The following is a 13,050-nucleotide window of genomic DNA, read 5'->3' on the forward strand; positions in this document are numbered from 1 at the left end:
CCTGCGCAGGCACATGAGCTCTCGTCGACGTCGGTCATGCTGTCGTGCAAAGCGCGGGCAATGAAGGGATATGAACAACCAGCCAGGCAGCAGCCACCACCGCAACCGGTCGGGATGGCGCGCTCAAACCCCGAGCGTCATGTAATTGTCCAGCACGGAGGCAATGAACAGGTATGAAGAACAGCAGGTCAGCCGGCACCTCGCTCCAGGACACCTCGTCAAGAATTCACAGAGTCATGCAGTAGCCGCCGGAGACAACGATGAAGAAGCAGAAAGAACACCACGAGCCCGACAGGAGGAACCCAGTGAAGAACCAACGACGCGGAACAGGAGTCCGAGCCAAATATTTCTCACGTCATGCTGCCCAGGCCACCGACGTCCATGAACAGGTAACTAACGACAAACGGTCGATCAGCAAGGTACACAAGGAGGCAACCAGCCACCAATGAAAAAGGCCCCCGAAGGGGCCCTTCACAACACAATTTGTCCACACTCAGAGGCCTAAAGGCCCCTGAACAGGTAAAACACGTGCCCAAGGTGGGACTCGAACCCACACACCTTTCGATACCGCATTTTGAGTGCGGCGCGTCTGCCAATTCCGCCACTCGGGCGCGGAGTACATGGAGTAACAATCGTAGGCTCACAGCGAAGTGTGATCAACGCAGCCACTACCAGTGCGCGGAATTACTCTACATGCAGATAGGCTAAAACCCAGAATCGCGCCACCGCCGTCGCAACAAGCCATGCCGATCCAAGTACAAGCGCGGGGCCCAACTAAGATAGTCATAGTCCTGCCGTACCTTTTCAAGGAGATCCCGTGTCAGAACCGACGGAGTCAAACAAAACGTCCCAGCCGGCGCGCCGCGTCGTCGTGGCCGAAGACGAAACCCTCATCCGCCTGGACATCATCGAAATCCTGCGGGGCGAAGGCTACGACGTCATCGGCGAGGCCGACAACGGCGAGAAGGCCGTGCAGCTGGCCGAGGAGCTCAAGCCGGACCTCGTCCTCATGGACGTCAAGATGCCTGTCATGGACGGCATCTCCGCGGCCGAGAAGATCGTCAAGGCACGCATCGCCCCCGTTGTCCTGCTGACCGCGTTCAGCCAGAAGGAACTCGTGGAGCGCGCACGCGACGCCGGCGCCATGGCCTACGTGGTGAAGCCCTTCACCCCGGCCGACCTGATCCCGGCCCTGGAGATCGCGCTGTCCCGCCATGAGGAGATCAAGGCCCTCGAAGCCGAGGTCACCGACCTGCAGGAACAGTTCGCCACCCGCAAGCTCGTGGAACGCGCAAAGAGCCTGCTGACCACCAAGATGGGCCTGACGGAGCCGGAAGCCTTCCGCTGGATCCAGAAGACATCGATGGACCGCCGCCTCAGCATGCGCGAAGTGGCCGAGACCATCATCAACCAGGTCAACTAGCGCCAGCAGCAGCAAAACAAAGTAGGACCCCGGCAAAGCGCCGGGGTCCTTTTCCGTGCCGCGGAGGCCATGAAAAACAAAAAAGAAAGGACCCCCGCCGCCGGCAAACCGGTGGCGGAGGTCCCTTTCAGGCCAGGCTACTCAGCAGGAGCGGCAACCTTGTTCTTCTTCTTCTTTTCCGGCCACGGGCCGAGCTTTTCCTTCTTCTCGGTGGCCTCGCCCGTGCGGGACGTGTCAGCGAGATCGCCCACCTTGTGGACCTTCAGCGAGTTGGTCGAACCCGCCTTTCCTGGAGGGGAACCGGCAGCGATGACCACGAGGTCGCCGTCTTCCACCAGGTTCATATCCAGCAGGCTCTGGTCCACCTGAGCGGTCATTTCATCCGTGTGGCCCACCATGGCAACCAGCTGCGGCTGGATGCCCCAAGTCAGCGCCAGCTGGTTCCACACGTGCTCCACCGGGGTGAACGCGAAGACCGGCTTGATCGGGCGCAGGCGGGACAGGCGGCGCGCCGAGTCACCGGACTGCGTGAACGTACAGATGTACTTGGCGTCCAGCTGGTCGGCGATTTCGACGGCGGCACGGGTGATGGCGCCACCGCGGGTCTTGGGCTTGGTCCCCAGCGGGGGGACGCGCTCCAGACCGTGCTCCTCGGTGGACTCGATGATCCGGGCCATGGTCTTGACCGTCTCGATCGGGTACTTGCCCACGCTGGTCTCACCGGAGAGCATGACTGCGTCGGCGCCGTCGAGCACCGCGTTGGCGCAGTCGGAAGCCTCTGCACGGGTTGGGCGCGGGTTGTCGATCATCGACTCGAGCACCTGGGTGGCCACGATGACCGGCTTCGCCCAGCGGCGTGCCAGTTCGATGGCGCGCTTCTGCACGATCGGCACTTCCTCCAGGGGAAGCTCCACGCCGAGGTCGCCACGGGCCACCATGATCGCATCAAACGCGTCGATGATCTCGTGGAGCTGGTCCACGGCCTGCGGCTTCTCAATCTTCGCAATCACCGGAACCCGGCGGCCTTCTTCGTCCATGATCTCGTGGACGCGCTTGATGTCGGCAGCGTCACGGACGAAGGACAGGGCAACGAGGTCGACGCCGCGGCGGATGGCCCAGCGCAGGTCGTCCTCGTCCTTCTCGCTCAGTGCGGGGACGTTGACGGCAACACCCGGGAGGTTGATGCCCTTGTTGTTGGACACGTACCCGCCCACGGTCACCTTGGCGACAACCTTCACGTCGTCCACCTCGAGGGCGCGCAGCGCCACCTTGCCGTCGTCGATCAGCAGGGCGTCGCCCGGGTTGACGTCCTCGGTGAGGCTCTTGAGGGTGGTGGAGCAGATGTCCTTCGTGCCGGGCACGTCTTCAGTGGTGATCGTGAAGATGTCCCCCACGGCCAGCAGGTGCGGACCGTCAACAAACCGGCCCAGGCGGATCTTGGGGCCCTGCAGGTCAGCCATGATCGCCACGGCCTTGCCCAGGTCCGACGCTGCCTTGCGGACATTCTCATAAGTGTTGTCGTGCACGGAGTAGTCGCCGTGGCTCATGTTCATGCGGGCTACATCAACGCCGGCTTCCAGCACCGCGAGGGTGTTTTCGTAGCTGGCAATGGCCGGTCCGAAGGTGGCCACAATCTTTGCGCGTCTCATATACCTACCCTATTTGTCACTTGCATTGGTTAAGTTGTCGCGGAGATGAATTCCCCGGGTCGGCCGCCACGAAGGAAGGCGCATTACAGGACGGCGATGGCGCGGTCCGTCGGAGCCACAGGTGCAGGAAGGATGGTGCTGCCCATCAGGTACTTGTCCACGGCAGCAGCGGCGGCACGGCCTTCGGCAATGGCCCACACGATCAGGGACTGTCCGCGGCCGGCGTCGCCCGCCACGAAGACACCCTCGGTGTTAGTCATGTAGTAGCCGTCGCGGGCCACGTTGCCGCGGCCGTCGAACTCGGCGCTGACCTGCTCGGTGATGCCGGCGGGCTCCGCTCCGGTGAAGCCCAGGGACAGGAACACCAGGTCGGCCGGGATGATCCGCTCGGTACCCGCCTTGGGGAGGCGCTTGCCGTCCACGAATTCGGTCTCTGCAACCTTGACGCCGGTCAGCTTGCCGTCCTCGCCCACGAACTCAACGGTGGAGGCGAGGTACGTGCGCTCACCGCCTTCCTCGTGGGCGCTAGCCACCTCGAAGAGGGTGGGGAACGTCGGCCACGGCTGGTGGCCGGCGCGCTCCAGCGGCGGCTGCTTTCCGATGGCCAGTGTGGTCACCGAAGCTGCCTGGTGGCGGTGCGCCGTGCCGATGCAGTCCGCACCGGTGTCGCCGCCGCCGAGGATAACCACGTGCTTGCCGCGGGCATCGATGTGGTTTTCCGGGGACTCCCCCGCCACCACGCGGTTGGACGGCACCAGGTAATCCATGGCGAAGTGCACGCCGTCGAGGTCGCGGCCCGGGATGGGCAGGTCACGCGGCACGGTGGCGCCGGTGGCGATGACCACGGCGTCGTAGCGGCGGCGCAGCTGCTCCCACGTGACGTCCGTACCGACGGCGACGCCGGTGCGGAAGCGGGTGCCTTCGGCCTTCATCTGCTCGAGCCGGCGGTCCACCTGCTCTTTTTCCATCTTGAAGTCGGGGATGCCGTACCGCAGCAGGCCGCCGATCTTGTCGTCCCGTTCGTACACGGCCACGGTGTGGCCGACTCGGGTCAGCTGCTGTGCAGCCGCCAGCCCGGCAGGGCCGGAACCGACGACGGCGACCGTCTTGCCGGTGAGGCGGTGCGGGGGCAGGGGGTTGACCCAGCCGTTGTCGAACGCCTCATCGATGATGGACACCTCGACCTGCTTGATGGTCACGGCAGGCTGGTTGATGCCCAGCACACAGGACGCCTCGCACGGGGCGGGGCAGAGCCGGCCGGTCCATTCGGGGAAGTTGTTGGTGGCGTGCAGCCGCTCAATCGCTTCCTCGCCCTTGTCCCGCCACATGAGGTCGTTCCACTCGGGAATCAGGTTCCCCAGCGGGCAGCCCTGGTGGCAGAACGGTACGCCGCAGTCCATGCAGCGGCCGGCCTGGCTCTTCAGAACACCCTTTTCCTGGGCCTCGTAAACTTCTTTCCAGTCCATGATGCGGACGGGAACGGGACGGCGCGGCTGGGTTTCACGCTGACGTACTTTCAGAAATCCGCGTGGATCAGCCACCGGTCACCTCCAGGATTCGAGACCAAACTTCTTCGCCGTCGGGGTCAAGGCCCTCTTCGATGGCGTCAAGACGGGTTTGCAGCACTGCAGCGTAGTCGCGCGGCAGCACCTTGGTAATGCGGGCGGCGGTGTCGTCGAAGTTGTCGAGCAGACGCGCCGCCAGCTGGGATTCGGTTTCCTCCACGTGCTTGACCAGCAGGCCGTGGACGATGTCGCGGTCCTCGGCGTCCAGCTCGAGGAGCTGGAGTTCGCCGGACTGCAGGGCTTCCTTGTTGACCCGGGCCGTGTCGAGATCCAGCACATAGGCCGTACCACCGGACATGCCGGCGCCGAAGTTGCGGCCGGTCCGGCCGATGATCAGCGTCTGGCCGCCGGTCATGTACTCACAGCCGTGGTCGCCGATGCCTTCGACAACCGCGGTGGCGCCCGAGTTGCGGACCAGGAAGCGTTCGCCCACCTGGCCGCGCAGGAACAGCTCGCCGCTGGTCGCGCCGTAGCCGATCACGTTGCCGGCAACCACGTTGCGCTCAGCCTGGAACACGTTGGTGCGGTCCGGGCGGACGATGATCCGGCCGCCGGACAGGCCCTTGCCGACGTAGTCGTTGGAGTCGCCGTACATGCGCAGCGTGATGCCGGCAGGCAGGAAGGCGCCCAGCGACTGGCCGGCGGTGCCGTTCAGCGTGACGTCGATCGTGTCCGTGGCCAGCACGTCCGTACCGAACGTCTTGGTCACGACGTGGCCCAGCATGGTGCCCACCGAGCGGTCGGTGTTGATGACGTCAACCGTGATTTTCACCGGGGCACGGTCGGTCAGTGCTTCGGCGGCCATGGTGATGAGCCGCTGGTCGAAGTGCTTGTCCAGCTCGTGGTTCTGGCCGGTCAGGTTCCGCAGCGGGGCGTCGTCGTCGAACTCCAGGCCGTGCAGGATCGGATCCAGGTCCAGGCCTTCGGCCTTCCAGTGGCTGATGGCCTCCTGGGTGTCCAGCATTTCGGCGTGGCCGATCGCTTCCTCGATGCTCCGGAAGCCGAGCTCCGCGAGGATTTCGCGGACTTCCTCGGCCAGGAACTCGAAGAAGTTCACCACGAACTCCGGCTTGCCGCTGAAGCGCGCACGCAGTTCGGGGTTCTGGGTGGCAACGCCCACCGGGCAGGTGTCCAGGTGGCAGACGCGCATCATGATGCAGCCCTCAACCACCAGCGGCGCCGTGGCGAAGCCGAATTCCTCGCCGCCGAGCAGGGCGGCAATGACGACGTCGCGTCCCGTCTTGAGCTGGCCGTCCACCTGGACCACCACGCGGTCGCGCAGGCCGTTGAGCATGAGGGTCTGCTGGGTCTCAGCGAGACCCAGCTCCCACGGCACGCCGGCGTGCTTGAGCGAGTTCAGCGGCGAGGCGCCGGTACCGCCGTCGTGACCGGAAACAAGCACGACGTCGGCCTTCGCCTTGGTCACACCGGCGGCAACTGTGCCGATGCCCACCTCGGAGACGAGCTTGACGTGCACCCGGGCAGAGGGGTTCGCGCGCTTGGCATCGTAGATGAGCTGCGCGAGGTCCTCGATCGAGTAGATGTCGTGGTGCGGGGGCGGGGAGATGAGTCCGACGCCGGGGGTCGAGTGGCGCGTCCGGGCAACCCAGGGGTAGACCTTCTGGGCCATCAGCTGGCCGCCTTCGCCGGGCTTGGCTCCCTGGGCCATCTTGATCTGGATGTCGTCCGCGTTGCTCAGGTAGAGGCTCGTGACGCCAAAACGGCCCGAGGCAATCTGCTTGACGGCCGAACGGCGCTCCGGATCCAGCAGGCGGTCCACGTCCTCGCCGCCCTCACCGGTGTTGGACTTGCCGCCCAGCCGGTTCATGGCGATCGCGAGGGTCTCGTGGGCTTCCTTCGAGATGGAGCCGTAGCTCATGGCACCCGTGGAGAAGCGCTTGACGATGCTGGAGACCGGCTCGACTTCCTCGAGCGGCACGGCGGGGCGCACACCGTCCTTGAACTTGAGCAGACCGCGCAGGGTCATCAGGTTCTCGGACTGGTCGTCCACGCCCTTGGTGTAGGCCTTGAAGATGTCGTAGCGGCGCTCACGCGTGGCGTGCTGCAGCCGGAAGACCGTCTCCGGGTTGAAAAGGTGCGGTTCGCCGTCGCGGCGCCACTGGTACTCGCCGCCGCCCAGCAGGGGCCGGTGCGGCTGCTCGATGCCGCCCTCCGGGTAGGCCATCTGGTGCCGCGCGGAGACCTCTGCCGCGATGACGTCCAGGCCCACGCCGCCCAGCTGGGAGTGCGTGCCGGCGAAGAATTCGTCCACGAGCTCCTGGCCCAGGCCCAGCGCCTCGAACGTCTGGGCGCCGGTGTAGGACGCCACGGTAGAGATGCCCATCTTGGACATGATCTTCAGGACGCCCTTGCCGAGGCCCTTGATCAGGTTGTAGACACCGTCCTGCGGGGTCACGCCCACCACGTCGCCGGCTGCGATGAGCTGTTCGACGGATTCCATGGCCAGGTACGGGTTCACGGCGGACGCGCCGTAGCCCACGAGGACTGCCACGTGGTGCGTTTCGCGGACGTCGCCGGCCTCGACCACCAGGGCGGTCTTGGTGCGGTTGGCGCTGCGCAGCAGGTGGTGGTGCACGGCGCTGACCAGCAGCAGGGACGGGATCGGGGCCCACTGTGCGTTGGAGTCGCGGTCGGAGAGGACCACGTACTGCACGCCGCGGTTGATGGCACCGGAGACCTGCTCGCAGATTTCGGTGAGACGTGCACGCAGCGCGTTCTCGCCGCCCTCGGGGCGGTAGAGGCCGCGGACCTTCATGGCCACGCGGTTGCCCTCGGCGTCCTCGATGTTGGCGATCTTGGCGAGCTGATCGTTGTTGATCACCGGGAACGGCAGGGAGACCTGCGGTTGGCGCACCTGCTTGGTGTCCAGAAGGTTGCCGTTCGGGCCGATGGCGCATGTCAGGGACGTGACCAGTTCTTCACGGATGGCGTCCAGCGGCGGGTTGGTGACCTGCGCGAAGGACTGCACGAAGTAGTCGAAGAGCAGGCGCGGGCGCTTGGAGAGCACGGCCACCGGGGTGTCGGAGCCCATGGCGCCCAGCGGCTCGGCGCCGGTGCGGGCCATCGGGCCCAGCAGGATCTTCAGCTCTTCGGTGGTGTAGCCGAAGGTGCGCTGGCGGATGTTCACGGACGCGGCCGTGTGCACCACGTGCTCGCGTTCGGGCAGCTCGTTGAGGTCGATCAGGTTGTCCTTGACCCACTCGGCCCAGGGGTTCGCCGCGGCGACCTCGGCCTTGACCTCGTCGTCGCCGATGATGCGGCCGGCTTCGGTGTCCACCAGGAACATCTTGCCGGGCGAGACGCGGCCCTTCTTGACCACCTTGGAGGGTTCGACGTCGATGACGCCCACCTCGGAGGCGAAGACGACCAGGCCGTCCTCGGTGATCCAGTACCGGCCGGGACGCAGGCCGTTGCGGTCCAGGGTGGCACCCACGAGGGCGCCGTCGGTGAACGAAACGGCGGCGGGGCCGTCCCAGGGTTCCATCAGGAGGGAGTGGTACTCATAGAACGCACGGCGCGCCGGATCCATCGTGGCGTGGTTTTCCCAGGCCTCGGGGATCATCATCATGATGGCGTGCGTGATGGGGCGGCCGGACAGCCACAGCAGCTCGGCTACCTCGTCGAAGGACGCGGAGTCGGACGCGCCGGGGGTGCAGATCGGGAACAGCTCTTCCGGCGAGTCGCCCAGCAGCGGGTTGGCGAGCTGGGACTGGCGGGCGCGCATCCAGTTCCGGTTGCCCTTGACGGTGTTGATTTCACCGTTGTGGGCGATGGTGCGGAACGGCTGCGCCAGCGGCCAGGACGGGAAGGTGTTGGTGGAGAAGCGTGAGTGGACGATCGCCAGCTTGGTCTTGAAGCGCTTGTCCGACAGGTCCGGGTAGAACGGCTCCAGCTGGGCAGTGGTCAGCATGCCCTTGTAGACGATGGTCCGGGAGGACAGCGACGGGAAGTACACGCCGAACTTGTTCTGTGCGCGCTTGCGGATCCGCCAGGCGCGGCCGTCCAGGTCGTTGCGGTCCAGCTGCTCGCCGGTTGCCGAGGCAAAGAACGGCTGGGAGAAGTACGGCATGCAGGCGCGCGCCATGGCACCGACCAGGTCGGCGACGACGGGAACCTCGCGCCACCCCAGGACGGTGAGCCCCTCGTCGGCGGCCAGGCCCTCGATGCCGGCCTTGGCGGCGTCGGCCTCGCGCTGCTCAGCAGGCAGGAAGGCGGTGCCCACCACGTACTGGCCGGGAGCCGGAAGTTCGAATTCGGTGACGGCGCGGAAGAACTCGTCCGGCACCTGCATCAGGAGGCCGGCGCCGTCACCCGTTCCCTCATCGGCACCGACGGCACCGCGGTGCTCGAGGTTGCGCAGGGCGGTGAGGGCGGCGTCGACAATGTCGTAGCCGGGCTCGCCGCGCAGGGTGGCGATAATCGCAAGACCGCAGGCGTCCTTCTCCTGCTCCGGGTTGTAGAGCCCGGATGCCTCGGGGAGCGCCGCAAACCGCTTGAACGGCGACATGGCGGCGTCCGGCTGGTTCGGTTCGGACCAGCTGGGGCTTGAAAGAGTTTGGGTCATGGGAGACGTCCTTCCTCCTGATCGTGCGTATGGAAGGGACAACGTTGGCCCCACTCAGAGCGCCTCTGTGATGGGCACAACAAAGTGTTACTGCTTACTGGAAATTGTAGGGCAGGCATACGTGCTGAACTAACAGTTACGCAGGCTTCCGCCCCGGGCTTGACCGGGCAGCAGCTCTATGCTGACCGGAGTCGCCTCTGCCACGACGCTGTGGTGATGGGCGCTCCGAGCGGTAACTCTCTGCTGCCCTGGGTACCGGCGCCTTCTAGCGTGTGCTGTCGGCCTCCGGCGCGGTCCCGGTGTCTGTGCCACCGGACTTTCCGGTGTTCCGCGACTCCGCGGCGGTTGGGGTTCCGCCGGTGGATGCCGGGACTGCTTCCGTTTGGGCAGAAGCTAGCCCGGAACCGCTTTGGTTATCAGGGAGATTACCACGCGATTCACTATCTGAGACAACACGGTCCGTATCACGGACCGGGTGGCCGGTCACATTCGGGGCGGAACCGGAGTCCTTAGGCGCATCGTCGCCCGGCGCTTCCTTCTTGCCTGGCGCCGGAACTGCCGACGCCGAACCTGCCGTTCCAGCGGCAGCCCGCTTCCCGCCGTCGGCCTTTACGGACGCCAGCTCCCCGCCGTCGGTCTTTACGGACGCCAGCTCCCCGCCGTCGGTCTCCGCGGCAACCGCGGGGGCCGGCTCACGGCCGGGCAGGTAGACACTGTCCGGGTCGCCGTCCTTGCGCCGGCCCAGCCAGATGAACACGGCCAGCGCGGCGATGAACACGAAGATGCTGGTCCAGACGTTCAGGCGGGTGGTGATGCCGAACAGGCTGATCTGCTCGGCGTCGTCAATCCGCATGGCCTCAATCCAGACCCGGCCCAGCGTGTAGTACATGGCGTACAGCCAGAACAGCCGGCCGCGGCGGAAATGGAACCGGCGGTCGAGGGCCAGCAGGATCAGCACACCCGCAATGTTCCACAGGGATTCGTAGAGGAACGTGGGGTGGAAGAGGGTATCTGCCGGGTAGCCGGCCGGGAAGTTGGCGTTGTCCGCGTCTACCTGGAGTCCCCACGGCAGCGTGGTGCGGCCGCCGAAGAGTTCCTGGTTGAAGTAGTTACCCCACCGGCCGAGGGCCTGCGCCAGCAGCAACCCAGGGGCCGCGGCATCGATGAAGGCAGTGAGCTTGACCCCGGCCCGGCGGCAGCCGATCCAGGCGCCGAACGCACCCAGCACCACGGCGCCCCAGATTCCGAGGCCGCCGCGCTGGATCTGCGGAATCAGGGACAGGTCCCCGGTGCCGTCGAAGCCGGGGCCGAAGTACGCGTCCGGGGACGAGAACACGTGGTAGAGCCGGCCGCCGATGATGCCGAACGGGATGGCCCAGATGGCGATGTCCCAGACGCTGCCTTCAGGGGCGCCGCGCCTGGCCCAGCGGACGGACGTCAGCCATAGGCCGACGACGATGCCCGCCAGGATGCACAGGGCGTAGGCATGGATGCGGAGCGATCCCCACGGCAGCGGAATATCGAATCCGGACCAGTCCGGGCTCGGGATGCTTGCGGGCACCATACCGGCTGAAAGCAGGCCAGACTGTACCAGTGCGGCTGCGGTGAGGAACGTCTGCATGGTTGCGTTACTTCCTGGTCAGTCCGGTACTGAGGTCTTTGGTGAGCTGCGCGACGGCGTCCACGCCGCCGTCGCGGACGGCCGCGACGAGCGCCGAGCCGACGATCACGCCGTCCGCGTAGGCGGCGATCTCCGCGACCTGCTCGGCGGTGGAGACACCCAGGCCGACGCAGACGCGCTCCGCGCCCGCGGCCTTGGCCGCGGCCACGACGTCCTCGGCCGCCGAACTCACCGACGAGCGGGCGCCGGTGACACCCATGATGGACACGGCGTAGACGAAGCCGCGGCTCGCGTCCACGGTCCGGCGCATGCGCTCGGGCGTGGAGGAGGGCGCCACCAGGAAGACACGGTCCAGGCCGTACTTCTCCGAGGCGTCCATCCACTCGGCTGCTTCATCCGGGATCAGGTCCGGAGTGATGAGCCCTGCTCCCCCGGCCTCGGCCAGGCGGCGCGAAAACTCGTCCACGCCCATCCGGACCACCGGGTTCCAGTACGTCATGACCAGCACGGCGGCGTCGGTCTGGCTGGTGATGCCGGCGACGACGTCAAAGACCTGGTGCACATGGAACCCCTTGGCCAGGGCCTCGGTGGTGGCGGCCTGGATGACCGGGCCGTCCATGACCGGATCGGAGTACGGGATGCCGATTTCGATCAGGTCGGCGCCGTTCCGGGCCAGGGCGATGCCCGCGGCGATGGTTTCCTCGACGCTGGGGTACCCGGCGGGCAGGTAGCCGATGAGGGCCGCGCGGCCTTCCGCGCGGGCCTTGTCGATCGCGATGGCCGACTTGCTGGTGATGTCCGCCGTGGTCACAGCTGTTCCCCTTCCTTGCCGATGGCCGCCTCGGCCGAGTCCTTCTCCAGGAGGTCGAACCACTCCGCGGCGGTGGCCACGTCCTTGTCGCCCCTGCCGGACAGGTTCACGATGACGATCTTGTCTGCGGCTCCGGCGGTGCCGGCTTCCGCCGCCAGTCGCTGGCCCACCTTGATGGCGCCGGCGAGGGCGTGCGAGGACTCGATCGCGGGGATGATGCCCTCGGTGCGGCACAGGAGGCGGAATGCTTCCATCGCTTCGCTGTCGGTGATCGGCTCGTAACTGACGCGTCCGATGTCGGCAAGGTAGGAGTGCTCTGGTCCGACGCCGGGGTAGTCCAGGCCGGCGGAAATGGAGTGCGACTCGATGGTCTGGCCGTCGTCGTCCTGCATCAGGTAGGAGCGTGCGCCGTGCAGCACGCCGGGCCGACCGAGCGTGATGGTGGCCGCGTGGCGGCCGGTCTCGACGCCGTCGCCGCCGGCCTCAAAGCCGTAGATCTTCACGGACGGGTCATCGAAGAAGCCGTGGAAGATGCCGATGGCGTTGGAGCCGCCGCCGATGCAGGCGCAGACGGCATCCGGCAGCCGGCCGGCCTGCTCGAGGATCTGGGCGCGGGCCTCCTCGCCGATGACCTCGTGGAAGTAGCGGACCAGGGCCGGGAAGGGGTGGGCGCCGGCTGCCGTGCCAAGGAGGTAATGGGTGTTGCCGACGTTGGCCACCCAGTCCCGCAGGGCTTCGTTGATCGCGTCCTTCAGGGTCTGCGACCCGTTGGTGACGGGGATGACCGTGGCGCCCAGGAGTTCCATCCGGGCCACGTTCAGCGCCTGCCGGCGGCAGTCTTCGGCGCCCATGTAGACGACGCACTCCAGGCCCAGCAGCGCGGCAGCCGTGGCACTGGCCACACCGTGCTGCCCGGCGCCGGTTTCGGCGATGACGCGGGTCTTGCCCATCCGCTTGGCCAGCAAAGCCTGGCCCAGCACGTTGTTGATCTTGTGCGAACCGGTGTGGTTCAGGTCCTCGCGCTTGAGGAAGATCCGGACACCGCCGGCATGCTCGGCAAAGCGCTTGGCCTCGGTCAGCAGCGAGGGCCGGCCGGAGTAGTTCTTGTTCAGGTCCGCGATCTGGGCGGTGAACTCGGGATCGGCCTTGGCCTTCTCGAACGTATCCTCGAGCTCGTCCAGGGCGGCGATCAGTGACTCAGGCATCCAGCGGCCCCCGTAGGCGCCGAAGTAGGGTCCCGGGGCGTGGCGCAGCGAGGTGCCTCCCTGCAGGAATGCATCCACCGAGCCCTGGTCAGAGCCGGCTGTTGGCGCGTCGGCCATCAGTCTCACCATCCTGTTCACTTTTTCTTGTTGATGTCAGGCGCCATCCGTCCGCACGGCGTGCGGACGGACGG

7 protein-coding genes and 1 tRNA gene are annotated in these 13,050 nt (G+C 66.4%); 1 reads left to right on the forward strand and 7 read right to left on the reverse strand.

What is annotated here, in order from left to right; genetic code table 11:
* Window positions 1-529: 529 nt before the first annotated feature.
* Window positions 530-611: transfer RNA gene (locus R5O87_RS04575), tRNA-Leu, on the reverse strand.
* Between the two features lie 206 nt (window positions 612-817).
* Between R5O87_RS04575 and R5O87_RS04580 the strand changes: the two genes are divergently transcribed.
* Entirely contained in the window at window positions 818-1,423 is a 606-nt protein-coding gene (locus tag R5O87_RS04580; RefSeq protein ID WP_306922492.1) for an ANTAR domain-containing response regulator, read from the forward strand.
* Between the two features lie 137 nt (window positions 1,424-1,560).
* On the opposite strand, the gene pyk is transcribed toward R5O87_RS04580, so the two are convergent.
* The 6 genes from pyk to trpB form a co-directional block, all read right to left on the reverse strand.
* Window positions 1,561-3,072: a pyruvate kinase gene (pyk, locus tag R5O87_RS04585; protein WP_410557448.1), complete on the reverse strand. Its 1,512-nt coding sequence runs from the start codon at window positions 3,070-3,072 to the stop codon at window positions 1,561-1,563.
* 83 nt (window positions 3,073-3,155) lie between these two features.
* Complete coding sequence (locus tag R5O87_RS04590) at window positions 3,156-4,613, reverse strand: glutamate synthase subunit beta (RefSeq protein ID WP_410557449.1); 1,458 nt, start codon at window positions 4,611-4,613, stop codon at window positions 3,156-3,158.
* Entirely contained in the window at window positions 4,606-9,222 is a 4,617-nt protein-coding gene (gene gltB, locus R5O87_RS04595; RefSeq protein ID WP_410557450.1) for a glutamate synthase large subunit, read from the reverse strand. The genes R5O87_RS04590 and gltB overlap by 8 nt, the downstream gene beginning before the upstream one ends.
* 265 nt (window positions 9,223-9,487) lie before the next feature.
* Window positions 9,488-10,843 carry a prolipoprotein diacylglyceryl transferase gene (gene lgt / locus R5O87_RS04600; protein ID WP_410557451.1) on the reverse strand — a complete coding sequence of 452 codons (1,356 nt, stop codon included), beginning with the start codon at window positions 10,841-10,843 and terminating at the stop codon, window positions 9,488-9,490.
* Between the two features lie 7 nt (window positions 10,844-10,850).
* A complete protein-coding gene (gene trpA, locus R5O87_RS04605; protein WP_410557453.1) occupies window positions 10,851-11,654 on the reverse strand; it encodes a tryptophan synthase subunit alpha in 804 nt (267 codons plus the stop codon).
* Window positions 11,651-12,976 (reverse strand): tryptophan synthase subunit beta, encoded by a 1,326-nt coding sequence (gene trpB, locus R5O87_RS04610; RefSeq protein WP_410557454.1) that lies wholly within the window; start codon window positions 12,974-12,976, stop codon window positions 11,651-11,653. Before trpB ends, trpA begins: the two co-directional genes overlap by 4 nt.
* Window positions 12,977-13,050: the final 74 nt, after the last annotated feature.

Source organism: Arthrobacter globiformis (genome assembly GCF_046536215.2).
Taxonomy (GTDB): Bacteria; Actinomycetota; Actinomycetes; order Actinomycetales; family Micrococcaceae; genus Arthrobacter; species Arthrobacter globiformis_E.